This is a genomic window from Methanosarcina mazei S-6 (assembly GCF_000970205.1).
GTDB lineage: Archaea > Halobacteriota > Methanosarcinia > Methanosarcinales > Methanosarcinaceae > Methanosarcina > Methanosarcina mazei.
Genome location: NZ_CP009512.1, coordinates 4,117,565 through 4,142,816, shown reverse-complemented (window position 1 = coordinate 4,142,816; position 25,252 = coordinate 4,117,565). Strand labels below are relative to the sequence as shown.

Sequence of the window (25,252 nt, the reverse complement as noted above, 5' to 3'; positions counted from 1 at the left end):
TTATACAAAAAATCAATATCAATAGAGCATGTGAAAATAAAATAAAAAATCAAAAATTTTGTAATTTTTGAAGTCAAGATTTAAATCCTCTTTTTCGCGTGGAGGAAGATAAAGGGTTTTCAAACCCCTTTATTTCCATTGAATGATAAAAAATATTTATAAATAAATAATAATTGAAGTAAACAGGTTCCTGAATCGAAACGAAAGTGGTTGTATTAAAAATGAAAACAGTCTTGATACGAATAACAATTAAGAAAAGAAAAAAATTAATAATAAATAAAAAACAGTTAGGAAGAAAAAAGCAATATAACCTGAAACTAAACATATATAAAAAGTATAAATAATCAAAAAAATTTATATGTATACGTATTAACTTATTAATTTTTATTTAAGACACTCTATTTTCAAGTATTTATTTTCCAAATATTTATTCTAAAAATAGATTTTTGAAGTTATTAACTCAGTAATTTGAAGTTAATAATTCAGTAATTTTTACTGTAGTCTTTAATGTTATATTTCATCAGAGAAATTATTCAAAAGAATGAATTGAATAATAATCTTAAAATAACTTATTTAATTTCCGAAGTAAAACGAACTGCTTTTAATCCCTGATGACAAGACAGTATTATAAAACTGTAGAGATACTGATCTACAGCTATAGTATAAATGTGCATGAAGATGCAATACATGAGAAGCGATACACGAGAAGCGATAAATGAAAAGCGATAAATGAGAAGCGATACACGAGAAGCGATAAATGAGAAGCGATAAATGAGAATGTGACTCATAAAACGCAATTTATGAAACGCAATTCATAAGACATAATGTTTGATTGAAAACGAGTTTAATTAAAAATATGTTTGATTGAAAACGAGTTTAATTAAAAATATGTTTGGTTAAGAACGAGTTTAATTAAAAACGAAATTGATTAAAAAATAGGCTTTTGCTAAAAAATGGAGTTAAATCATGGTACCGGATAACATTAATATCGTAGTTATTTTTGCAGCATATCTGCTCTTTATGATATCTATTGGAGTTCTGTATTATAAGAAAACAGAAAATCTTTCAGATTACATTTTAGGAGGTAGAAAGTTAAACAGCTGGGTTACTGCGCTGAGTGCCCAGGCATCGGATATGAGCGGCTGGCTATTGCTGGGGCTACCATGATATGCTTACCTTTCAGGGATGGAATCCGTGTGGCTGGGTATAGGGCTGGCTGCAGGAACATATCTGAACTGGAAATTTGTCGCGAAAAAATTACGTCAATATACTCAGGTTGCAGGGGATTCAATTACAATACCTGTGTACTTTGAAAACAGGTTCAGGGATAAAAGCCACAGTTTAAGAATTATCTCATCTATCCTGATTCTGGTCTTTTTCTTGCTTTACACTTCCTCAGGCCTTGTTGCGGGAGGAAAGCTTTTCAACACTGTTTTTGAAATTCCTTATCAGCAAGCTCTTCTAATCGGTGCATTAGTAATTATCACCTATACTTTCCTCGGAGGCTTTATGGCCGTCTGCTGGACTGATTTTTTCCAGGGAACGCTGATGGTCTGTGCCATTGCTCTTGTGCCGCTTGCAGCTATGAAAGGAATAGGTGGTTATGACTCGACAGTGAGTATTATTGAAAGTATAGATCCGCAGCTGCTCAATCCCTGGACTGCCCTTGCCGGAGGTGCAATTCCTCTGATCTCCAATCTTGCCTGGGGTCTGGGATACTTCGGGATGCCACATATACTGGTCCGTTTTATGGCTATAGAATCACCTGAAAAAATAAAGCAGGCCAGGATTATTGCAATGGTCTGGGTCATTATTTCCCTGATTTTTGCTGTAGTAGTTGGAATTGTCGGAAGAGCCTACCTCTATCCCGAGTTTCTGGGAGAAGCAGGCAGTGAGACTATCTTTATGGTAATGATAAATAATATGTTCACACCCATTATCGCTGGAATACTGCTTGCAGCTATCCTTGCGGCTATCATGAGTACTGCTGATTCCCAGCTCCTTGTAGCTGCATCTGCCTTCACTGAAGATATTTACAGGATAATCATGAGGAAAAACGCAGGTGAAAAAGAACTTGTCTGGATGGGCAGGTTTGCAGTTATCATAATTTCAGCAATTGCGTACCTGATAGCTAGAGATCCGAACAATTCAGTAATGGGCCTGGTATCATATGCGTGGGCAGGATTTGGAGCTGCCTTTGGACCTGTTATCCTGTTCTCCCTTTTCTGGAGGAATACAACCAGAAATGGAGCGCTGGGAGGAATGATTGTGGGCGGATTAACAGTTATTATCTGGAAACAACTCTCAGGAGGGATTTTTGATCTATACGAGATAGTTCCTGGATTCCTGCTCTCATGTATCACAATCTATGCAATCAGTATTCTGGATAAAGAAGGCCCTGCAGAAGAAATCCTTAGAGAATTCGACCATTTAAAACAGATAACTCTCGGAGGAAAAAATACTCATAAATAAAATATGGGATCTTCAGAAACCTGACCCGAGCAAATTTTCTGCAAAATATTTTTTGGGCACTGAAAGGAACCGAGAAGAACCTAAAGGAACCGAGAAGGAACTGAAAAGAACTGGAAATTCCTTTCCAGGTAAGAAAAGTAAACAGTGCTCATTCTTTCTATTTTTTTATATTAATAAACAGGTATTCCCTGACAAGGTGGCATTTTAAAGAGCTTATCCTAATTATATAGATAACTTCTGGAAGAATTAGACTAAAAAAAGCCGTGAATTGAACTAAAGATAGCTGTAAATTAAACAAAAGATATTATGAGTTATGTTCTGGAAGGATTAAATTAAAGATAACTCTGAATTAAACGAGAGATATTATGAATTTGTCACAACCCCCCTTTATTTCCACTGGAAAGCTTAAATAACCCGGGGACCCCATGATTTCGCTTGAAAGGTTTCGGGAGGGTTGAGGAACAAAATAAAAATTGATTTTATTTTGTATTGGAACAAAATAATAGTGTTGTGTTATAACGTTTATTCTATATATATGTTGTTATTAATCTGAAGGAAATTTCTAGAAATATTGATAAAAATATAAGTAATTTTAGATTTTGACTTAAATAATATTTGTTTTATATTTTTATTTTTTTTATTGAACACCAATCCTTTACTCCAACTACCATAACTTCTTTCCAGTAGAAACAAAGGGGTCTCCCTCAAATAAAATAAACATTCTGATTACTATATAATTTGATATTTTAAAATTAGTATTTTTTAATTATCAAAATGTTCTTGAAATTTATCTTAATGATACGTATAAACTGTGTTTAAATTTTAGGATTCTTATGAATTTAGTAGAACTTCTGGCTCTTTTTTCTTTTATTCTTTTTCCTTCTTTTTATATTGCAATGCTTTTTCTCTTGCTTTTGATTTTTCAAATTATTCCACTTTTTCTATTTTCTTCCAATCACAGTTCTTTTTATCTAATCTTTATTCTAATTTATCTTCGAGAAATGGATAATTAACGCTATTCTGGTCTGTTATGATCCCGAAGAAGTCAGTTTTTCTAGAGTCAGTTTTTCTAGTTTGATTCCATAAGTCTTTTAAATAAAACTGGTTTTACTTTACCTATATGAATGAGCAGGGTCTTTCGGAAAGAGAGATATTTTCCTATCTGGAAAATGCAAAGTCAGAAGATACGGATTATTATCGGGTTTTTAGTTCAATGTGTACCCGCCCTCATAAGATCGCAATCGAGGCTAACAGGCTCTTTATTGAAGCTAACCTGGGCGATCTGGGGCTTTTTGCCGGAGCCCACAAACTAGAGCAGGAGGTTGTCAGAATGCTTGGCAACCTTCTTCACGCCTCTTCAATTGACGTTCCTTCAGGCGGTTTATGTCAGAGCTCTGTTTGCGGTTACCTGACCACAGGAGGTACGGAATCCAACATTCAGGCTGTAAGAGGAATGAAAAACCTGGTAACAGCAGGAAAAAAAGAATTTAAGGGAACTCCAAACATTGTAATTCCCGCATCGGCTCATTTTTCTTTTGATAAAGTTGCCGACATGATGGGCATAGAAGTCAGAAGGGCTTCTCTTGATTCGGAGTTCAGGGTGGATATGGCTTCAGTTGAAAAACTCATAAATGAAAACACGATAGGTCTCGTAGGAATTGCAGGGAATACTGAATTTGGCCAGATAGATCCGATCGATAAACTCTCGGAAGTAGCTCTTGAAAATGAGCTTTTCCTGCACGTTGATGCGGCTTTCGGAGGTTTTGTTATTCCTTTCCTGGAAAAGCCCCAGCCTTTTGACTTCAAAGTGCCGGGAGTGACTTCAATTGCCATAGACCCCCATAAGATGGGTCTTTCCACAATTCCTTCAGGCGCTTTACTTTTCAGGTCCCCTTCTTTCCTGGATTCTCTCAAAGTAAGTACCCCATATCTTACAACAAAATCCCAGTTCACACTTACAGGCACCCGGAGTGGAGCCTCAGCTGCTGCTACCTGCGCAGTCATGAAGTATCTCGGATATGAAGGTTACAGAAAAAATGTGCAGTACTGCATGGAGCTTACTTCAAAAATTGTAGAAGAAGCAAGAAAACTTGGTTTCGAGCCATTGATTGAGCCGGTCATGAACGTCGTTGCTCTTAAAGTCCCGAATCCTGACCTTGTCAGAGAACGGCTTCTTAAAAAATTCGGCTGGAATGTCTCAATTACCCGCACTCCAAGGGCTCTCCGTCTTGTCCTTATGCCTCATAACAGTCCCGAAGATATCGAACTATTTTTAGAAGACCTTAAGAAAGTGACAGCAGAAATTAAAAGCCCCTAATTATATTTTTTAATTTCAGGCTTTAATTTCAGATTTTTAATTTCAAACTTCTATTGCAGGGTTCTAACTTAAACCCCCAGTTCAAATCTTCTCATTCAAATATTTCAATTTGAAACTCCAATTCAGAAATTTCCATTCAAATATTTTAACTTAAAACTCCAGTTTAAAGCTTCCAATCTAAAGCTTCTAACTTAAAGCTTTAATTCAAAGCTTCTAACTTAAAGCTCCAATTCAAAGCTTCTCTATCAGATTAGTTATCTTCTTTATCAGATCAGCTATTTTCCTTTATCCATTTTTATCCATTTTATATAACAGCTTGATCCTTACCTGGATGTTTATAGGCATTAATAGAAATTAGGATTATATTTTAAATCAAGATTATAAAACAAATATTGTAGAATAATTCTTGTGAAATAGATTTGTTAAATGGCTTTGTAAAGTGATCAACCCGAGATACTCGGCGTAGAACAATCATTGTCGAAGAAGGATCGTTGTCGAAGAAAGATCCTTATCGAAGAAAGATCATTATCGACTTGTCTTGATGGAGTAGTCAATTAAATACATTAGACTAAATACATTAGCTGGTAGGGTTTATAAAAATATCATTCATTTACTGAGATTTAATGCAAAAATAATTATGCTATTTAAAATAATATAATATATGTTCTAACTTTTATGATTCCTGGCTCTTAAGTAGATTAATTGGTATAGTTATCAAGTATTTATATTTACGAAAACTAAAAGGGGGTAATTACTTCTTGAAATCTTCACTGAAAATCGGAAGCGTTCTGGGCATACCTATCAAGCTGCATATCACTTTTCTTTTAATCCTTCCTGTTTTTGCATATATATTTGCAATTAATCCATACCCTTATGGCTTTCAGGAAGTTGAGCCTGCTTCGACAAAATACATGCTTTCATCCCTGACTGCAATTTTACTTTTCGCCTCAATCCTTTTACACGAGCTTGCACACTCATACCTTGCAAAACAATACGGGGTTAATATTGAGAGTATTACGCTCTTCCTTTTTGGAGGAGTATCTTCAATGGAAGAGATACCAAGAGACCCCGGACAGGAAGCAAAGATGGCTTTTGCAGGACCTTTTACGAGCCTGGTAATAGGTTCTATCTGTCTTCTGTTATACAGGTATATAATTCTGTCAAATCCTGCGCTATCTGAAAATCCTGTTTATCTGACAATCTGGATTCTCGGGGCAATGAACCTGGTGCTTGGAATCTTCAATCTGCTGCCTGCATTTCCAATGGATGGAGGGAGAGTACTGCGTTCTTTCTATGCTAGGAGGATGTCCTATGTCAAAGCTACCAAGAGCGCAGCTGCCGTAGGAAAATTTTTCGCCATTCTGATGGCTATTTTTGGAATCCTTATTGGAAACCTCTGGTTCCCACTTATTGCTCTCTTCATTTACGCTGGCGCTTCCGAGGAAGAGCGTTCTACTCAAGCATCCGTAAGTCTGGAAAATATTCTGGTAAAAGACATAATGACAAAAGAAGTAGTTTCAGTTCCCCCTTCCATGAATGTTGAAGATCTAATTCAGTTTATGTTTGAGAAAAAACATATGGGCTATCCTGTGGTAGAAAGCGGCAACCTGAAAGGAATCGTAACTTTTACAGATATCCAGCGCGTTCCCACCATTGACCGCCCTGTGATGCGGGTCTCAGATATCATGACAAGAGATATAATATCTGTTCCTTCTGATGCACAGGCAAGTGATGTCCTCAAACTGGTTACATCCAAAAATATCGGAAGGGTTCTGGTAATTGATAATGGATCTCTTGTAGGGGTGCTCTCCAGAACAGATCTGGTCAGGATACTCAAACTCAGATCAGAATAACAAACATAATAAAATTAAAATTTAGATCTGAATAATGAATCTGATGGAATTAAAATTCAGATTAGAATAGTAATCTGATAGAATAGTGAATCGGATCGAATAGTGAACTCGAAAGAGTGATAAATCAAAAGATTTTTTCTGGAAATATAATTTTCCAGAAATACAAATTCTTTGGAAAATATAAATTTTCCAGAAATACAAATTCTTTGGAATATATAAATTTTCCAGAAATATAAATTTAATTCTATCCGGATTTACCATTGCAAACTGGCATCTGAGGGTCAATTATTTAACATATATAACTTATTTAACATGTATAGTTTAATTATGTATAGCTTAATTTACCATGCATTAAATTACTTATACGCTAAACCATTCACCTGATAACTTCAAATTCGCTGCAATAAATGTTTAAATCCGGAAGCATAACGCTAATGTAGAACATTCTGGCAATGAAATGAAAGCGGAATAACGCACACCGAACAAGAAGTACACAGCAATACAAATGAGATGCTATATTAATACATATTTATCCAATACATGTTTATCCAATACATATTTATCTAATACATATTTATCCGGCACTGCTAATCTGCTGTAACAAAGAGACTGATTATGAATAAATATGAAATCACAGATTCTCAGGAAATGGATCCTGAACGAAATTCTTACAGTTCATCTCAGGAGTCAATACACTCTATGGACAAACCTATAGAATCTAAGGAAGGCAATGTTTCTGTTGGGAAGTTTAAACTTTCTGACTCTTCAATCAACAATCCAGAAGAAATCATTTCTGTGCCGTCATCTACAACAGAAATCGAAAAGGTCGAAATGAAGCCCGGTAGGGGGGAAGGACTTAACCCCGAGCTTCTTCCTGCTTCAGTTTCGGAACTGTTAATTCCTTCTCCTTTCCAGCCTCAAATCCCGGACGGAAACAATTCATCTGTTGAGTTTCACCCTTCAAAAGTTGTGCTTATAGGCACGGCACACGTTTCCGAAAAGAGTGTGAATGAGGTAAGAAGCGCAATCAGAAATCTTAAACCCGATATCGTAGCTGTTGAGCTTTGCAGGGCACGTTACGATTCTCTTAAAGGAAATGTTCCGGAAACAAATCAGGTTCCAATAAAGGAAATTCTCACCGAAGGAAAAGTGTATTACTACCTTGTCCACTGGCTGCTTGCTTATGTGCAGAAAAAGATCGGTGAAGACATGGGTGTAAAGCCCGGTTCCGAGATGATTTCCGCAATTGAAGAAGCAGAAGCCTCAGGAGCTAAAATAGCTCTAATTGACAGGGATATTCAGGTGACTCTCCAGCGTTTCTGGGGCCGCATGAAATTTACTGAGAAAATAAAGATGCTGGGTTCTCTTATAGGCGGCCTGATAGGAATAGGAAAAGGAGCAGAAATCGACATAGACCAGATAACTCAACAGGATGTTGTCACAGCCCTCGTTAGCGAGCTCAGAGAATTTGCCCCAACTGCAGCTGAAACTCTCATAGATGAAAGGGACGCATACCTTGCAGGGAGCATTCTCAGGACGGCTGCTGGTGGAAACAAAACCATTGTTGCGGTAATCGGAGCAGGACATAAACCAGGTGTAATTAACTACCTGGAGAACCCAAAGAGCCTTCCTCCTCTTAATTCTCTTATGCAGATTCCGAAGAAACGATTTGGAATTGGCAAAATTATCGGTTTTGCCTTTGTAGGTCTTATTATCGGGTTTTTTTTGCTGCTCCTGCTTTCGGGCGTTCCACTGAAACTCCTTTTGATAGCTTTCGGATGGTGGTTCATTATCACAGGAACCCTGAGTGCAATCGGCACTCTGCTCGCAGGCGGCCATCCTTACTCAGTCCTGACCGCCTTTTCGGTTGCCTGGCTGACCACTCTTCACCCTTTAATTGCTGCGGGCTGGTTTGCTGGAATTGTAGAAGCAAGACAGCGAAACCCTACCGCCGCAGATATAAAAGCCCTTGCAGGGATAGAAACTTTCAGGGAAATGTTCAAAAACAGGTTTATGCGAGTCCTCCTTGTCGCTAGCTTTGCTAACATAGGGAGTATGACAGGTACTTTCCTCGGAGCCTATGTTATGATACGGGTTACCGGCCTTGATCCAAGAGATATTCTACTTTCCGGGTTCAACGCTCTAGGACTCTAAAATAGGACTCTAAAATAATCCTATGGATAAAAGCAGATCTGAGAGTCAGATTTTCTGCTTTCATAACTTTTATCCTTTTGCAATTTTGAAGCGATTTTTAACTTCTTAAGTTTTTTATATCTTTTTATAATTTTTTATATCTTTTTATAATTTTTTATATCTTTTTATAATTTTTTATATCTTTTTATAATTTTTTATATCTTTTTATAATTTTTTATATCTTTTTATAATTTTTTATATCTTTTTATAATATCTGTGTTTTTTATAATTTTTCTACTTTTTAATCCTTTTTTAATATTTTTCTATTTTGTCTTCTATTTTTTTGTCTTCATTCTCTTCCAATTCGCCTTTTTCTTTTCCGAAGAAATTTCTGGTAGTACGTACAATCCAGTTCCAGTGCAGGATAAGATGAATGATTACAAGAATTATTATCAGGATTCCAGCTCTATTATGTAGCCAGATCCACGTGGCTTTCGTTAGCCCCATGTATACAACGTATCTGCCTCTCTGGATTCCCGAAGGGATGAAAAAATACATGAAAAAACCCGTAAATGCGACTACGAAAAATAGGGCGGTCAGGACAAGATCCACCAGATAATTGATTCTTTGTTTATTCACGTTTTCATACCTCACTTTTCTCTGAAAAGTAATTAGGTCTGGAAAATAAAAAGGTGTTTGCGAGGTATAGGAAAAGCTTTCTCGTTAAAATTAAATTACAGGTAAAACAGAGAATAATAATTATTTAAAAAATAACAAATGACTAAAAAAATATTAATTATGTAAAAAATAATAATTATTTAATAAAAATAGTATGTGACTAAAAAAGAGAATTTTGAGCTCATCAGAGCTCATAGAACCTGAATTCTTAGAAGAGTTCGTGAAGTTTGAATTGATACTTACCAAGTTTGCCGCCGTAGTTCCCTGCGGAAATCTTTTTGATTCCGGGGACAGTTACCGCAGCTTCTATTCCGGCTTTCATTGCTGCTTTTATACTTGCTTCATCGAGCCCGTTGATAACGATTTCATAAACAGCATTGACATCGGCAGGAATTTCAGTGTTCTCTACTTTATCCTTTATGGAGGGGCAGAACTTTTCGTTTGCAGTAGCTTTCAGGAATTTATACTTGTTTGCTCCGGACTTGGACCCACTTGCAACAATGCCGCCAGGGAAGGGGGTAATTGTGCCTTCAAGTTCTGCAATTGCATCTACAGCGGCTTCGGCTGCAGTCAGGGCACTCATCTGGGAGTCTCCGAAGATAAAGAAGTTTCCGCCTGCAATTCCGGCTATAGCTCCGATGTTGTCTTCAGTCACGAAGTCTCCTTCCATGATCGGGACCTTGAATACTTTGCGCCCGGCAATCTGAGCTTCGGACTCCATACCGTCTCCAAAGAATTTGAGTTTAAAGCCGACATTGAACTGTTTCTCAGAATCGGGCAGGCCGTTAAAGACTGCAGTTGTAGGAGCAGTAAGTACGCACTGTCCAATCCTCTCGAGCAGCTGTTCTTCAAGGGCTTCATATTTGAAAGTACAGATCTGAATATAAGCTCCAGGTCTCCCGTCAGGAGTCTCGCTGGGGCTTGCGAACCTTTCAATTCCAGCTTCTGCAGGGCACATTATAACTGATGTCCCGAAGCCGGTAGCTTCAGTAGCTGCTACCTGAGCCCAGCGCTTTGTTACTGCTGTTATGAGCACTCGTGCAATCTTGATCGGAAACGCTTCTGCATATGTGTCTTCAATTTCTACTCCGTTGATTTCCATGAAATTCCCCTAGTTTACTTTTCGTTATTTAATTAATAAGCTACAGGTTTGATGTCTGCTATAACAGCATTTTTTAGTCAGTTTAGCGTGCTTAGGTATGTTTCAACAATTGTTACTTTACAATTATTGTTACTTTACAATTGCACATCCATTCTAATGTTTCATTTCAGCATGTTTCGGTGCAGTACATTCAATCCTTTATTTTTGATTCAGCCTTTTTAGATATCCTTGAACTATTTATATTGTTTTAAATTTATGCTGTTTTTAATTGGTCGTCCCATGCTGATCGCCAATGCTCTGCTCTATTTCTTATGCCGTATAGAAAAAGTCACATAATTCGGCGTACTTAATCCCAGGCATACACTTAGAGTTTTATGGTATTTTATTTTCTCTGTTAATCAATCGATTTTAAGCATAGCTTTTCTGCCTGCAATCGATTAGATAATGAATGTCTATTATAATATTTATATCAAATATATAATTTTTTAAAGAAAAGAAATTCAAAATACTCTGGAGCGAATAAACGAATAATACCCTGGATCGAATAACGGATAAAAAATCGACAATAAAGGGCAAACTGGATAATAAAACACAAAATGGATGATAAGATGCAAATGAGCAAACTGATGTTTAACAATAAAAACCGATGGTAAAAATAAATACTGATTGTAAAATAAAAACTGGATAACAAGATAAGAAACTGAAATATGGTATAAAATGGGTAATTAAATGCAATTAAGTACAAAACTAGATATTAATATTAAACTAGATAATAAATTCTTAAATTAATTTATCCCCTTTTAGAATTGTCTTTATAAGAAGATCTCCAGTAAGAGTATCGAATATTACTGTACGTCCGTAGTTTTTCCCCACGTCCTCAGCTATAATAGACACTTCCAGTTTTTTCATTGTTTCTCTGGCACTTTTAATGTTTCTCTCACCTATATTCAGGCGTGAATTTTCAAACATTCCCGCTCCCCCTACAACTTTTGCTTCAAGTTTATCTATGGAACCTCCTCTTCTGATCATCTCGTCTACAAGATACTCTATTCCCGCATCTGTAAATTTGGCAGGATTATCTTTTAGTTTTGCATCTTTTATGTTTGGAAGCATGGTATGGAGAAGGCCACCTATCTTTTTCTGTCTATCATAGAGGGTTATTCCAAGGCAGGAACCCAGTCCGGAGGTTTTAATTTTCATGGGGCTTCTAGCTATTGCACAATCTCCTATCCCCACCGTGATTATGTCCGAATTGACCAATCTGTAAAACCTCCTTATAAGTCTATTTTCATAACACCGGTTAGTTCAAAATTCACCTGTTTGAATTTTTATCGGTTTAAGTTATTGATTTTAAGTTATTGGTTTGAATTTTTATCGGTTTAAGTTATTGATTTTAAGTTATTGGTTTGAATTTTTATTGGTTTAAGTCATCGGTTTAAGTTATTGGTTTAAAGTTATCGGTTTGATATTTACTGGTTTGAAAACTGATTATTATTTTGTGATTATCTGTTCCTTTTATATGGTTTCTGTCCTGTTAATTTTAATGTAATAATCAAGCATTTTGATTAATCATCGAATTGATTCTTTCCAGCAAACAGCTAAGAGATTTCGGATCAAGTAAAGTCAGTACGTTCCCTTTAATCCTCTTTTCTTTTATCAGAAATTCTGCATCAAGTACGAAAGCAAAATCTGCTATATAGCCCATTTCTGTAATCACCGAATTAAAAATTGAGTCAGACATATCATATGTTGCATAAGGTATTGAAATTGAAAGATTAAGTTTCAAAAACTTCGCGAGAGAAGTTACATAGGTTCCTGCCAGGATATGGCTAACTTCCTCAATTAAAGATATTTTTAAAGACCTTTTTACCGGATCTGTAAGATTTTTTTCGATTTCCTCGCCTGAAAGGCTTATATAGAGGCTCTCTGCACTTGTTTCTGGGAAAAAAACAAGGATATATCCATTGAGGTCCTCTTTTATACGTATCAATGTGCCCATAACCGGGGATTCTGAAAAACCTGCTATTTTCGGTATGTCTTCGATTAATCCCAATTCCGTATCTATAACCTTTGTACATACAAGACTGTTTACGAGCCTCGAAAGAGAAACTGCCGAATTTCCTATACCTATATTTCCTATTTCTTTCAGCGCTCCATACTCGAATTCGCTTAAACTTGTTATCTCTTCCATAAAATTCCCCATAGTTTTCTTCGGTTTTTCAGATCTCTTTCATACGTATTTCTTTCGTTATGAATTTCTTTCGTTATGTACTTCTTCCATTATGGATTTCTTTCGTTATGTACTTCTTCCATTATGGATTTTTTTCGTTATGGATTTCTTTCAATCTGGTTCCTTCCAATATGGATTTCTATTGATCTCTTCTATATGGATTTCTTTCCACATTTTAGTTTTCTTTTAAGTACAGGCGCTCTCTCGCATTGTAAGGCTTAAAGCGATTTGAAGCTGTTCCCAGCAGTGTTTCGGCTTTTCCTATCACAAAGAAACCTTTTTTATTTAATGCCCTGTGAAAGTTAAGCTGCAATTGTTCTTGAATTTCCTTTTTAAAGTATATCATAACGTTTCGGCAGATTATGAGGTCAAAATGGTCTATACAGGATTCTGATATCATATCATGCCGTTTAAAACGAATAATACTCCTTAAATTGTCGAGAACCTGATAGGTCTCACCTTTTTTCACAAAATATTTTTCTCTTGTACTGGCGTCTATATTTTTAAGTACATTTTCAGGGTAAATTCCTTTTCGGGCTTTTTCAAGGCTTATAGTGTCAATGTCAGTGCCTATAATGCTTATTCTATACTTATCCAGGTCTTTTCCAAGAGCTCTATGGAACAAAATAGCAAGAGAATAGACCTCTTCTCCTGTTGCACAGCCTGCGCTCCAGATACGGATCGATTTTACAAGCGAGTCTGATCTGGACTTTATTAAAAAAGGAACAACTTCTTTTTCAATTACCTCAAAGGTTTCCGGATTTCGGAAAAATTCGCTGACGTTTATCGTAAGGGCTTTAATAAGATATTCATGCTCAATTGAACTCTTTCTCAGCAACCTGAGATATTCTTCATAACTTTCTGACCCGGTAGCCCTGACCCGGACATTAACTCTGCGCCTGAAATGGGCTTCCTTATACTGCTCACAGTTAAATCCGGTACTTTCCGTAATCACTCTTTTTAATAATTCAAATCCCGAGTCTTCCTCAAAATCTCTTTCTGTTTTTATTTTCTCTCGTTCTCTTTCTGTTTTTATTTTCTCTGCGTCTGTCTCCAGTCTATATTTATCCGGTTTCATTCACTTTCGTTTCACCTGCATGCGTTCATTTTTCTCTTCAGTCGAGATTTCAGGTTATAGAGTTAATATCAAGGATTAAAATAACACTCCCGTCTCCCATGACGGTTGCTCCCGCAAATCCCCGGGTTTTTTCCAGCAACCTGCTTTTGAAGGTTTTTATAATTATTTCCTGTTTTCCAAGCAGTGAGTCCACCACAAGCCCTATGTACTGTCCGGCTTTTTCGACTATAACTATATCCAGGTTTTCTTCATTCTCTATCGCAGGCAATTGGAACAACTTACGTAATCTCAACAGTGGAAGTGTTTTTTCATTTATCAAAATAACTTCTTCGCTCCTTATATGCCGGACGTCCTTTTTCCTGACTGAAATGCTTTTTATTATATTGGTAAAAGGTATTGCGTACCTTTCCATTCCCACTTTTACAAGCATAGACTGGCAAAGAGCAATAGTTATTGGTAACCTCAATTCGAACCTTGAACCGGTTCCAGGTTTTGAGTCCACCTTTATGGAACCTCCAAGGTGTTCAATTCGGTTTTTTACAATATCCATCCCGACTCCTCTGCCTGAAAGGTCCGTAACCTCGCTGGCAGTACTGAGTCCTGGTGTGAAAATTAGCTGTATTAATTCTCTTTCAGAAAGCTGTTCGGCTTCGTCTCTAGAAATAAGTCTTCTTTGAAATGCGATTTTTCGGATTTCTTCTGCATCTATGCCTTTCCCATCATCCTCTATCCTGATAAGGACATAGTTTTGCTGTCTTGAAGCTGTAATTATTATCTTGCCAGTTTCCTCTTTCCCGAGTTCCACACGCTTTTCAGGAGTTTCTATTCCGTGGTCCACTGCATTTCTTAGCAGGTGCACAAGAGGATCCCCGATTTCTTCTATAATAGCTCTATCTATTTTGATTTCTTTTCCCCTTATTATGAAATCAATTTTTTTATTTTGTCCCCTCGCAAGATCTCTTATCATTCTGGGGAAAATATTGGTTATGTGGTCCAGAGGTATCATCCTTATCTCTAACACTTCTTCTTGAAGCTCCCTGGTTAGCTTCTGGTAGTCAGAAAGTGCAAAGTCCAGATCTTTTGATTTTAATTTCCCTGTGAGCTCTTTTACCCTGCTTCTGTTTATTACTAGCTCACCGACAAGGTTCATCAGCTTATCTAACTTCTCAGTACTGACCCTTGAACTATGTATTTTTGGGCTCTGGGTTTTTACTTCCTTACCACTTTGCCTTTCTTTTTCGTTTTTTTCTCTCCCTTCTGTTTCTTCTTCTTTTTCTTTCTCTACCGCTTTTTCCTTTTCCTCTTTTTCTGCATTTTTTCTTTCTCTTTCCTCATCTTCTTCTGTTTTTTCTCCTTTTTCTCTCTCTTCTATTTTTTCTCCTTTTTCTCTCTCTTCTATTTTTTCTCCTTTTTCTCTCTCTTCTATTTTTTCTCCCTCTTTTGTTTTTTGTGTTTCTTCTTTTTCTCTTCCTTCTGTTTTTTCTGTTTCTTCTTCTTTTTCTCCTTTTTCTTTCTCTTCCGCTTTCTCTTCCGTTTTCTCTCCTGTTTTTTCCTTTACTTCTTGTCTTTTCCCTTTTTCCTCTATTCCTTTATCTAAAGAAAAAGTACAAAATTCATTTTTTTGAAGAATGTATTCCTCTGAGGGATTATTTATCGTCCTCAGAGTTTCTAAAATCTTTTCTGCATCTGGGCCGGAGTTACTACCTTCGCTTCTATCGCCTTCTCTCCCGACGATTTTGTTTTCCATGCCTGCACAGACTTCCTCAACAAGCCTCTCCAGAGTATCCAGGCATTCGAAAAGGATATCGATTAAATAAGAATCAAGGGTTAGCTTTCCTGTACGGGATCTATCAATCAGGCTTTCCATCTCATGTGTCAGTTCAACAATCTGTTTGAACCCCATGGTTGCAGCCATGCCCTTAAAAGTATGAGCTGAACGAAATAATATATTCATCTGCTCCGCATTTTCAGGATTCTGTTCAAGTGCTAGCAGGGAGTCGCTCATCTCCTGAATGTTTTTTTCAGATTCGGACCTGAAAATGCCTATATACTTCGACATGTCCATGATTTTGCCTGCCTTCTGTAAACATTTTATAATCCTGAAAGCTACCGGAATTTTCTATAAGTAAAAATTATTAATTATGTTACTTTTAAGAATTATGTTATTTTAAAAGAATATGTTACTTAAAGAATATGTTACTTTAAAGAATATGTTACTTTAAAGAATATGTTACTTTAAAATTCGTCTAACCCTTTGACCTAACCAGCTGAGCCAACAATTAATCTGAGTAATTAATCTTACAGACTGATCTAAGCAATTAATCTGAGTAATTAATCTTACAGGCTGATCTAAGCAATCAATCTGAGTAACCAATCTGAGTAACCAATCTGAGTAACCAATCTGGCAATCAATCTGAACAATTAATTTAACCAGATTTGATCTAAAAAATTAATTTAATAATTGATCTACCCAGGGTCATCTGACTATTTTGACAATTTCATCAGCCATTTTATCCAGAGGAAGCACAAAGTCTGCCAGGTTTCGCCTTACAATCTCTCCAGGCATTCCGTATATCACACATGAGCTTTGGTCTTCTGCGATCACTTTACCGCCCATTTTTTTAATCTCTTCAGCTCCATCCGCTCCATCGCAGTTCATTCCTGTAAGTACAAGGGAAATAACTCTGGGACCGTAAATCCTGGCAACTGATCTGAACAGGACATTTACTGAGGGCCTGGACCCCAGCTCTTTAGGTCCGCAGGATAGATGCACTGTATCTTCTCCAAAGCCGTTTACTTTATTCCGTACAATTTCCATATGATAATCTCCAGGGGCTATAAACACAGTTCCTTCTTCCATTATGTCTCCTTCCTGTGCTTCTTTTACCCTGAGGGCTGATTTTGCATCAAGCCTTTTAGAGAGGGATGCTGTAAAACCCGGAGGCATGTGCTGTACTATAAGAACCGCAGCTGGAATTTCAGCGGGAAACGAGCCTATAAGTTTTTCCAGAGCTCTTGGCCCTCCTGTAGATGCGCCTATAGCCAGCACATTTCTAACAGAGGTTTTCTCCCGGAGGCTATTCTTTTTTTTCCTGTGGTTTTCAGGTATCTGGTGTTCTAAATCCCGGATGCACCCAAGGTTATTAAGATCGGCTTTTGAAACTGCTCTGACTTTTGCACAAATTTCTTCTGCCATCTCGTGCATACTTTGACTGAGAATACCCGAAGGCTTTTCGATTACGTCCACTGCTCCATACTCCAGAGCTGTGAGGGTAATCTCCTCAGCCTTTTCCCCCAGAGCTGACACTATAACCACAGGAGTCGGAAATTCTTCCATGATATGGGAAAGAGTCTTAAGCCCATCAAGAACAGGCATTATATTATCAAGAAGAACTACATCGGGCTTAAGTTTTCTGACTTTTTCAAGGCCGTCCTCTCCATTGATTGCAGTTCCGATAACAGCGATTTTAGGATCCTGATTAAGAATATCGGAAAGGACTTTGCGAATCAAAGCAGAATCATCCACTATGAGCGCACGAATAACCATTTCAAGCACTTTCTTCGGATGTTGGTTTGACAAAATTATCTGGTTTAGAAGGTAGATCTGGTTAGACCTGATTAATCCTGTCTGGCAAAATTATCTTATCTGGTAAAGTTATTTTATTTGGCAGGGTAAATCTGGTTTTTCAATGTAACCTGGTTCTGCAAGGTTAAGTTAGTCTGGCAGGTTAATTTGGTTCGGCTATTTTTCTAATTACATCAAGCATGCTTTCCGGCTCAAAAGGTTTCACTATAAAACCCATAGCTCCTATTTTCATAGATTCGGTTATCAGAGCCTGCTGCCCAAGAGAAGAACACATTACCACTTTTGCGGCAGGATCTATTAAAAGAAGTTTTTGTAGCGCTTCCTTGCCATCCATATCAGGCATTATTATGTCCATTAACACAAGATCAGGTTTTACTTCCAGATACGTCTGAACTGCTTCTTCTCCATCACTTACCTCGGCAACCACCTCGTGTCCGTGCTTCAGGAGGATATCTCTAATTACCATTCGCATAAATTCGGCATCGTCCACGATCATTACCCTTGCCATTCTAAACCTTCCTATTTTTGCTAAGTAAGTGACAGTTTTTGTGTGCGTATTACTTTTCACTTCTATGTTAAATATTATTTTTTATTTAAATCCAGTGATTTTTGAAGTTCCCTGACCGTATTTCATTTTAAAAATACTTTCGAATTCAGTATAAACATGCCGATTTATAATCGCGTTTTTATTTTTCAAACCTGTTATTAACAGAGAACGATCTCGAAAATAACAATTTAGAATTTCAGTAACTTGGAATTTAATAGTTCAGAATTTAAATAGTTCAGAATTTAAATAGTTCAGAATTAAATGCTTAGAATTTCAACAACTTGGAATCTTTATTAACGTTGAATCTCTAAGATGATTACTGAAAATTTGTGTTAAACAGTAACTGAAAGTTTTTAGCTGGAATGAAATCAGAGAATTTTTAAGAAGATGCATACATGCTAACATATACAGTTAACACAAGTTTTTCTGATTATCAATTCTTTTTTCTTAATATGAAAAAGTATATACGAAAACAGCTATATTAAACTTTTTTAATTATCTTCGTCAATTTTTTTTGTTTTTGTCTGCTTCTATTCTGGCTTTTTGTGTGTTAATAAATTTTAGTAAAATTTTATTATTCTTTGTCTATATTTATTCAAAGCCGTCTGTCTCGGTTGCATAGAACCGGTGGAAGATTTGAAAGAGCTCTTTTTATAAAATATAGAGCTGGCTCTGCCTTAGCATATATGTGAATAAGAATCATGTAAGTAAGGATTATCTAAATCTAAGTAAAGATTGTTAAAATCTAAGTAAGGATTACCTAAATAAAATTATCTAAAATCTAAGTAAGGATTGCCTAAATAAAAATTATCTAACCAAGCATCAACTATCCTATTTTCAATCTTTATATTAAAATAATGTTATATATCTTAATAAATAACTTTATATTCTACGGGGATTTATATTGTTTTTATAAGTTGGGGAATTGACTCTCACGTAATATTTCCATACAAAGAATCAACATTATTTCCATACAAAGAATCACACTGGAACTAAATGACTTGTTTTTGCACTGAATTCCTTTACTTAGTGTTAAAATTTAGTTGCAGGTGTTTGTACTTAGGCTTTTAAATCCCAACCCATTTACATTTAAATCTTAAAATTTATGCTTAAAATTTATGCTTAAATTTTATATCCAGAAGGGTAGTACGGAACACATCCGCTTTCCATAGAAAGCTGTAAGAATATTTAATGGAATTTTATCAGATTAATCGGATATTTATTCCCTATAGTTAAGAAGTTAGATAATTGAGAAGTTTATCCCCTACTAATTGCGAAACTAGATTCAGAAAAATACCCTCTTTAGAATAAAAATTTCTTTAAAATAAGTACCTCTGTATGAAGGACCCAATCAGAGAATTCTTCAAGCAGATACAGGAGTGATTAAATGCCTGAAATCCTGATTGTTGAGGATAACTTGCTTAATCTTGTTGTTGAATCCGACCTTCTGAAGTCCTGCGGATATGACCCGATAAAGGCAAAAAACGGCTTTGAAGCACTGGAAGTCCTCAGCAAGGTTAAAGTTGATCTCATACTGATGGATATGGAACTCCCAAAAATGCATGGACTTGAATTGCTTCAGCGGATAAAATGCAATCCTGATACAGAAAGTATAAAGGTGGTCGCTGTCACAGGGAATTGTGATCCTGAAAGTAGGCAGGAATTTCTTAAAGCCGGATGTCATGCAGTTCTTTCCAAACCTATTAATTTTGATAGATTTGGATCGCAGGTCAAGGAGTTTCTTACAGTAATGAATTCTCCCCATTAAGTTATCCTGAGTATACTTCAGAAGTAACACTTCTGATGAAACTGGTTATTCGGTTCCCCCATTATTTGAGGTTTTTACCCTTTAAGTTTCTTACTCTTTTAAAGGATCATAATATTTATGAATTCTTAAATACTCTATATTGAGCAGTTGTTGGGAAATCTGGATAAAAGCCTTCTGAAGATGTGTGTCTCTGTCTTTTACAGGTATTATCTGTATCCGGTTTTAGGCAGATAGACTACAGAAGTTAAGATGCTGGAAGCACGGGTGAAAAAAGATGTATAAAAGTACAAAAATAGGGCATGTAGTGATAGGGTTTGCCCTACTCCTGATTTTGATCTTTTTTGTAGGTTATACAGGTTATCAGGGCATGAACGAAGTTGATAAGAAGAGCCGGGCTATCCAGAATATGACTTTTATCATGAATAATATGCAGGACGCCCTGCAAGCTGAAGAAAGCTATGTTATTCACGGCGATCCTGCCTACAAAAAAGAAGTTTATCATTATCTCAGTTTTGTGCCCACACAGGCAGAGATATCCAAAGTGATATACATAGGCTACCTTGACCCTGAGAACCGTGACAGAATGGATCTTGTCCTTGAAGCTTCCAGGGAATTCAATGAAACTTTTAACAGATATGTTGAAGCAGAAGACGAACAGGCTAAGGTAAGGAGTAAACTTGTTAATGATAGTGAAATTCTAATCATAAACGCAGATAAGCTTTCTAAAAATCAGATGGTCCAGTACAGAGAGGAATTTGAGGCCGGGTACTCAAATGAGACCCTCGAGAAAAAATTTTCCAATGCCGAGAGCGCTCAAAGGATAATTGTACTGACAATGAAAGCTCAAAATGAGTATCAAAATTATGCTATGAGCCCCGACCAGCAATATGCAGATAATTTCAATGTGTTTATGGAAGAAATTATTGAACTTTCTACAGACTTAAACAGGAGGATGGATAGGCCGGAAAATATTGCTGCAGGGAATGAGATACTTAGAAGTGCCGAAGATTTCCAGGCAGATTTCGAGCAATTTAAGGTTCTGGAAGAAAGAAAAACGCTCGAAGAGAAAAATATGATGTCTATAGCCACAAGAGTTGGAGAAGTGGCTGAAGCCGCCAGTGCTGACCAGAAAGAAAAACTGGATGTGCTAATTACAAATTCCGTAAACAAAATTTTTCTGGTAACTTTCCTTTCATTGCTTATCGGCGGTTTACTTGTTTTTGTAATTATGAATATTTACAGAAAGCCCATCAACGAACTGCTTGAGGCTTCTGATATGGTTTCTGAAGGAAACCTTGACGTTGATATTAAAGGTTCCTCCAGAAGCGAGATCTTTCAGCTCTCGGAGGCTTTTAAAACGATGGTTGAAAACCTGTGCAGCTTGATTAAAGAAATTCAGGAAGGATCACTGCATCTTGCCACACTTTCGGAAGAAATGTCTGCCTCTTCCGAAGAAGTAGCATCTGCATCAAGGAGAATTTCAGAAACAGCAGCCGAGATATCTAACGGGGCAGAAGTACAGAGCACGAAAATTATTGATATAACTCATGCGATGCAGGATATGACCCATAATATTCAGGAAATTGCGGATAATACGCAGAAAGTTTCTAAAAGCACAAATCTGTTAAATGATACCGTTTATAATATTGGAAATGTCTCCAGGGATGTCCTGTTAAAAATGGACCTTATAAGTTCTTCTGTCGATGAAACTGAAATTGTTATAAAGGACCTTGACTCAAAATCTCAACAAATAAATGAAATTATAACTCTGATTACAAGGATTGCAGACCAGACCAATATGCTTGCATTGAATGCCGCAATTGAAGCTGCACGTGCAGGGGAACACGGCAGAGGATTTTCCGTGGTGGCTGATGAAGTCCGCAAACTTGCTGAAGAGTCCGGAACCGCAGCTAAGGATATTTCCAGATTGATCGATGAAATCAGGGAAAGCATCAGTGATACGGTTGAAAGCATAGATGCAAGTAAGAAGAATGTAAAGAATGGTTCATTATCAGTCAGCGAAGAGGTCGAGATGGTTACAGGGATCGTTTCCACAATCAACGAGATCACCAATATGATAGAGGATGTTGCAGCCGCCACAGAAGAGCAGTCCGCGTCCATTGAAGAAATCACCTCTACACTGGAGGATATATCTTCCATATCCGAACAATCCGCTGCAGGGACTCAGGAAACTGCCGCGGCCCTGGAAGAGCAGAGCGCCTCAATGGCTGAGCTTGCCAGCATGGCTAACGACCTCTCTTTGCTTGGCGAGAAGATGAAAAAAGTCACTGAAAAGTTCAGGCTCGGAAATTCGAAAGGTGAGTCAGAAAATATTTCTGACTAAATGTTTCAGCCCACCGAACTGGTTAAATAAGGCTGGCTAAAACGAATCAGTTAAATATTTCAGGCTAAAAAACTTGTCAAATAAGGTCTACTGAGACGGGTTGTCTAACAACTGATTAAATGATTCTGGATAAAACGGATTGGGCCAGTAAGCCGCTTAAAATCTGAAGCCCCCGGGGAATTGAAATGTTTGAGGATACGATAGAAAAGGAAAGTTCATCATCCTCTGAAGAATCACTTCAGCTGGTGAGTTTTGAACTTTCAGGAGAAGAATTCGGAGTTGATATCATGCAGGTCTCCGAAATCATTCCGATTTCGAAAATCACCCGGATTCCTCAGGCTCCGGAATGTGTAAAAGGGCTTATTAACCTGAGGGGAAAAATTGTCGTGGTAATAGACCTCAACCGGCGCCTTGGTTTCAGCCCCAGAGAAAGTGACAGCCTTTCTAAAATTATTATAGTTAAAGTTAAAGATACGACAATAGGAATGCTTGTGAATTCCGTGAACGGTATATTAAAATTGCCCCTTTCCTCTATCGAGTCCACTCCGGATATGATTAAATCAAAAATTAATTCGGAATATTTGACCGGAGTTGGAAAAGCAGGGAACAGGCTTCTTATTCTCCTTAACCTTGCAAGGGTTCTTGGAGAAGAAGAGGTTGATGAACTGAACCAGCTTTCTTCTTCCAGTTCTTCTTCCTCTTCTCCTTCTTCTCCTTCTTCTCCTTCCCTCTCCTCTTCTTCCTCTCCGTCCAGTTCTTACTCATCATCATCTCCCTCTTCATCTTTCAAGGAATCTCCGGAGGAGAACACTTAAGAGTCTATAAGTAAGATATACCGGGATTCATTTCCCATTATCAGCAATTTATAATTCCATAAGAGCCGGAATATGATGCATCCTGTCCTCATTTTCCTTTTCGCACTTATAGCCATACTGCTTTTTACGGCAAAATTCAGGCTTCACCCTTTCCTTAGTCTTGTTCTTGTATCTCTTCTAACAGGGATTCTTGCAGGAGAGCCCATACGCACTATCGAAGCAGTTACTGAAGGACTGGGAAGCGTTTTTTCCCGTTTTGCCATTATTATTACGAGTGGGAGCATCATCGGACTTCTGCTCCAGAAAACCGGGGGAATGTCTTTAATAGCTTCTGACATTACGCGCTTTTTCAAAAATCCCCTGCTTGCCCTGAGCTTTCTTGGATTTCTTTTTTCCGTGCCAACAATGTGCTATATCCTTGCTTACGTTATCTTTATCCCGATAGCAAAAGAACTGTCTTCCAGGTTCAATTACCCCCCGATTTCCACTGCAACTGCACTTGCATTGGGAGCCGTTGCTTCATTTAATCTGGTTTATCCTTCCCCTGTGATCATTTCGGCAGCAGAAGAACTTTCAGCAAACAGGGATATGCTTATTCTACTGGGATTTCTTACCGCTGTTCCCACTTCTTTTTCAGGATATCTTTATGCGAGGAGTCTTGGAAAGGCTGAAGTTTCCGGAATGAATGAGGGTGGGGTAATACGGGAAAAAACCATTGTAAAGGAGAAAAAAGACCTGTCACAGGAAAATGGTGCGTTGCAAAGGACAGAAAATAGAAAACCAGGAAGGTTTGAAGCTTATGCTCCGATTTTTATTCCTCTATTTCTCATCCTTTTCGAGGCTGTATTAAATAATCCTAATACTCTATTCACCTTTCTGGGAAATCCGAATGTTGCATTACTTATTGGGGTCCTTCTTTCTATTTTTTCCGGGAGAGTGCTGGGACTTCCAATGATAAGGGTCCAGGTCGAAAAAGCCATAAAAAGAAGCGGTGTTGTCCTGCTCGACCTTTGTGGGGGTGGAGCTCTTGGTGCAACTCTTGCCATGACAGGAGCAGGGGAAGCCCTTGGAAAGTTTTTCCTGCAGTTCAACCTGCCTCATATTCTTGTGCCTTTTCTTGTTGCAGCAGCCCTCCAAACAGTGCAGGGCTCAAGAGTTGTAACGATGCTCGTCGCTCCGTCCCTTTTACTCCCCCTTGTCCCTGAGCTTGGACTCCCTCCGGAAATTTTGATCCTTTCAATGGCTTCAGGCACTTTTATGATTTCACACGTTAATGACCCGTTTTTCTGGATTTTCGGAGAACTCGCAGAACTGACACCCTCTGAGGTTTTCAGGTCAAATACACTTGGAAACGCCCTTATGGGAGTAGTAAGCTTTCTGATCGTCTCCGGAATATATTTTTTCTTTTACTGATATTTTTTAAAGAATTTTATATCTTATTTGTAGTATTAGATATTTTTTAATAATTAATTTTTATGCTATGTGTTTTCTTTTACATTATATTTTCATTTATTCTGTAGTTTTTTATATTTTTCATCCTGTTTTCATTTATATTTAGTATTTATATTTTATATTTTGTATTCTGTATTTATATTCTGTATTTTGTTTTAGCCCGGAGTCCGTGGATTCTCTCAAATTTTGATATAGTAAAAGTTTTAGCTTTTAATTTGGTGTATGATAAACAATAAATACCAGTTTTTTATATTTCTCTATATGAATGAGCAGAATTATCCAGAGTTTACAGGCCTTGAGCTCTCTCCAAGGAAGGTAGATTACCTCAAATTTATTTTTGAAAAAAGAGGCACTGTAAAGACTACAGAAATTTCCTCCTGCCTGCAGGTCGACCCTTCAACAACAAGCAAAACTTTAAATGAACTTGCAACTGCTGGCTATCTGAACCATGTTCCATACAGGGGTGTGGACCTGACTGACATGGGAAAGGCATATGCAGAATTTCTTGTTCGGAGGCACAGGATTTTGAGCCTTCTCTTTACTCATTACGGTCTTTCTACAGAGGAAGCATGTGCTGAAGTTTCTCGTTTTGAAGCTTTTGTTTCCAGGAATTCGGTAAACAAAATTTGCAGTTCAATGGGCCATCCGATGGTTGGCGTCTGCGGAGAAATAAGCCACGAGAAATGTTTTCCTGAGGAGCATCACCATTAATGATTCCCAGTCTGGATCAGATCTGGATGACGACTTTTACCCGGTCCTGATATAAGTTTGGTGTTATGCCAAAATATGCCTCGAATAAATCAAATTTTTGGGTGCTATCAAATTTATCTTTTATATGTCAGTTCCATCTGATCTTCAAAAAAATTAACTGCGCCAA

The 25,252-nt window shown here is 37.3% G+C and carries 16 protein-coding genes and 1 pseudogene; 9 read left to right on the top strand and 8 right to left on the bottom strand.

The annotated features are described in order from the left end of the window. Positions 1-966 precede the first annotated feature (966 nt). The 4 genes and pseudogenes from putP (at position 967) to MSMAS_RS17770 (ending at position 8,796) form a co-directional block, all read left to right on the top strand. Positions 967-2,472: pseudogene (putP, locus tag MSMAS_RS17785) on the top strand (sodium/proline symporter PutP). Positions 2,473-3,592: 1,120 nt separating this feature from the next. Continuing rightward, the gene (gene mfnA, locus MSMAS_RS17780) at positions 3,593-4,789 is read left to right on the top strand and encodes a tyrosine decarboxylase MfnA (protein ID WP_011033263.1); all 1,197 of its coding nucleotides are present in this window, start codon (positions 3,593-3,595) and stop codon (positions 4,787-4,789) included. A 758-nt stretch (positions 4,790-5,547) separates the two neighbouring features. Continuing rightward, positions 5,548-6,642 (top strand): CBS domain-containing protein, encoded by a 1,095-nt coding sequence (locus tag MSMAS_RS17775; protein WP_011033264.1) that lies wholly within the window; start codon positions 5,548-5,550, stop codon positions 6,640-6,642. A 615-nt stretch (positions 6,643-7,257) separates the two neighbouring features. After that, positions 7,258-8,796: a TraB/GumN family protein gene (locus MSMAS_RS17770; RefSeq protein ID WP_015411736.1), complete on the top strand. Its 1,539-nt coding sequence runs from the start codon at positions 7,258-7,260 to the stop codon at positions 8,794-8,796. Between the two features lie 291 nt (positions 8,797-9,087). On the opposite strand, the gene MSMAS_RS17765 is transcribed toward MSMAS_RS17770, so the two are convergent. The 8 genes from MSMAS_RS17765 to MSMAS_RS17730 all read right to left on the bottom strand — a co-directional run bounded on the left by MSMAS_RS17765 (position 9,088) and on the right by MSMAS_RS17730 (position 17,957). Continuing rightward, positions 9,088-9,414, bottom strand: coding sequence for a DUF4405 domain-containing protein (locus MSMAS_RS17765; protein WP_080503105.1), 327 nt, complete (start codon positions 9,412-9,414; stop codon positions 9,088-9,090). A 247-nt stretch (positions 9,415-9,661) separates the two neighbouring features. Continuing rightward, a complete protein-coding gene (gene fhcD / locus MSMAS_RS17760) occupies positions 9,662-10,555 on the bottom strand; it encodes a formylmethanofuran--tetrahydromethanopterin N-formyltransferase (protein ID WP_011033267.1) in 894 nt (297 codons plus the stop codon). A gap of 780 nt (positions 10,556-11,335) precedes the next feature. After that, complete coding sequence (locus MSMAS_RS17755) at positions 11,336-11,815, bottom strand: chemotaxis protein CheD (protein ID WP_048046888.1); 480 nt, start codon at positions 11,813-11,815, stop codon at positions 11,336-11,338. Between the two features lie 292 nt (positions 11,816-12,107). Further along, a complete protein-coding gene (locus MSMAS_RS17750; RefSeq protein WP_011033269.1) occupies positions 12,108-12,746 on the bottom strand; it encodes a chemotaxis protein CheC in 639 nt (212 codons plus the stop codon). Between the two features lie 214 nt (positions 12,747-12,960). Further along, positions 12,961-13,863 (bottom strand): CheR family methyltransferase, encoded by a 903-nt coding sequence (locus tag MSMAS_RS17745; protein WP_011033270.1) that lies wholly within the window; start codon positions 13,861-13,863, stop codon positions 12,961-12,963. Between the two features lie 49 nt (positions 13,864-13,912). Next, on the bottom strand, positions 13,913-15,928 hold the full coding sequence (locus MSMAS_RS17740; protein WP_011033271.1) for a chemotaxis protein CheA: 2,016 nt from the start codon (positions 15,926-15,928) through the stop codon (positions 13,913-13,915). Between the two features lie 411 nt (positions 15,929-16,339). Continuing rightward, the gene (locus tag MSMAS_RS17735) at positions 16,340-17,410 is read right to left on the bottom strand and encodes a protein-glutamate methylesterase/protein-glutamine glutaminase (RefSeq protein WP_048037751.1); all 1,071 of its coding nucleotides are present in this window, start codon (positions 17,408-17,410) and stop codon (positions 16,340-16,342) included. Positions 17,411-17,591: 181 nt separating this feature from the next. Beyond that, complete coding sequence (locus tag MSMAS_RS17730; protein WP_015411741.1) at positions 17,592-17,957, bottom strand: response regulator; 366 nt, start codon at positions 17,955-17,957, stop codon at positions 17,592-17,594. Between the two features lie 1,426 nt (positions 17,958-19,383). Between MSMAS_RS17730 and MSMAS_RS17725 the strand changes: the two genes are divergently transcribed. The 5 genes from MSMAS_RS17725 to MSMAS_RS17705 all read left to right on the top strand — a co-directional run bounded on the left by MSMAS_RS17725 (position 19,384) and on the right by MSMAS_RS17705 (position 25,086). Further along, the gene (locus MSMAS_RS17725) at positions 19,384-19,764 is read left to right on the top strand and encodes a response regulator (RefSeq protein WP_048046886.1); all 381 of its coding nucleotides are present in this window, start codon (positions 19,384-19,386) and stop codon (positions 19,762-19,764) included. Positions 19,765-20,038: 274 nt separating this feature from the next. Then, entirely contained in the window at positions 20,039-22,108 is a 2,070-nt protein-coding gene (locus tag MSMAS_RS17720) for a methyl-accepting chemotaxis protein (RefSeq protein WP_048046883.1), read from the top strand. Positions 22,109-22,293: 185 nt separating this feature from the next. Further along, complete coding sequence (locus tag MSMAS_RS17715; RefSeq protein ID WP_015411743.1) at positions 22,294-22,923, top strand: chemotaxis protein CheW; 630 nt, start codon at positions 22,294-22,296, stop codon at positions 22,921-22,923. A gap of 72 nt (positions 22,924-22,995) precedes the next feature. Then, entirely contained in the window at positions 22,996-24,336 is a 1,341-nt protein-coding gene (locus tag MSMAS_RS17710) for a GntP family permease (protein WP_226987709.1), read from the top strand. A 300-nt stretch (positions 24,337-24,636) separates the two neighbouring features. Beyond that, positions 24,637-25,086 (top strand): metal-dependent transcriptional regulator, encoded by a 450-nt coding sequence (locus tag MSMAS_RS17705; protein ID WP_011033278.1) that lies wholly within the window; start codon positions 24,637-24,639, stop codon positions 25,084-25,086. Positions 25,087-25,252: the final 166 nt, after the last annotated feature.

Bases quoted from the DNA above. Each gene is read 5' to 3' on its own strand.
- MSMAS_RS17715 (WP_015411743.1), top strand. From the start codon at position 22,294: ATGTTTGAGGATACGATAGAAAAGGAAAGTTCATCATCCTCTGAAGAA.
- MSMAS_RS17705 (WP_011033278.1), top strand. From the start codon at position 24,637: ATGAATGAGCAGAATTATCCAGAGTTTACAGGCCTTGAGCTCTCTCCA.
- fhcD (WP_011033267.1), bottom strand. From the start codon at position 10,555: ATGGAAATCAACGGAGTAGAAATTGAAGACACATATGCAGAAGCGTTT.
- MSMAS_RS17740 (WP_011033271.1), bottom strand. From the start codon at position 15,928: ATGGACATGTCGAAGTATATAGGCATTTTCAGGTCCGAATCTGAAAAA.
- MSMAS_RS17745 (WP_011033270.1), bottom strand. From the start codon at position 13,863: ATGAAACCGGATAAATATAGACTGGAGACAGACGCAGAGAAAATAAAA.
- MSMAS_RS17735 (WP_048037751.1), bottom strand. From the start codon at position 17,410: ATGGTTATTCGTGCGCTCATAGTGGATGATTCTGCTTTGATTCGCAAA.
- MSMAS_RS17750 (WP_011033269.1), bottom strand. From the start codon at position 12,746: ATGGAAGAGATAACAAGTTTAAGCGAATTCGAGTATGGAGCGCTGAAA.
- MSMAS_RS17730 (WP_015411741.1), bottom strand. From the start codon at position 17,957: ATGGCAAGGGTAATGATCGTGGACGATGCCGAATTTATGCGAATGGTA.
- MSMAS_RS17710 (WP_226987709.1), top strand. From the start codon at position 22,996: ATGATGCATCCTGTCCTCATTTTCCTTTTCGCACTTATAGCCATACTG.
- MSMAS_RS17725 (WP_048046886.1), top strand. From the start codon at position 19,384: ATGCCTGAAATCCTGATTGTTGAGGATAACTTGCTTAATCTTGTTGTT.
- MSMAS_RS17720 (WP_048046883.1), top strand. From the start codon at position 20,039: ATGTATAAAAGTACAAAAATAGGGCATGTAGTGATAGGGTTTGCCCTA.
- mfnA (WP_011033263.1), top strand. From the start codon at position 3,593: ATGAATGAGCAGGGTCTTTCGGAAAGAGAGATATTTTCCTATCTGGAA.
- MSMAS_RS17770 (WP_015411736.1), top strand. From the start codon at position 7,258: ATGAATAAATATGAAATCACAGATTCTCAGGAAATGGATCCTGAACGA.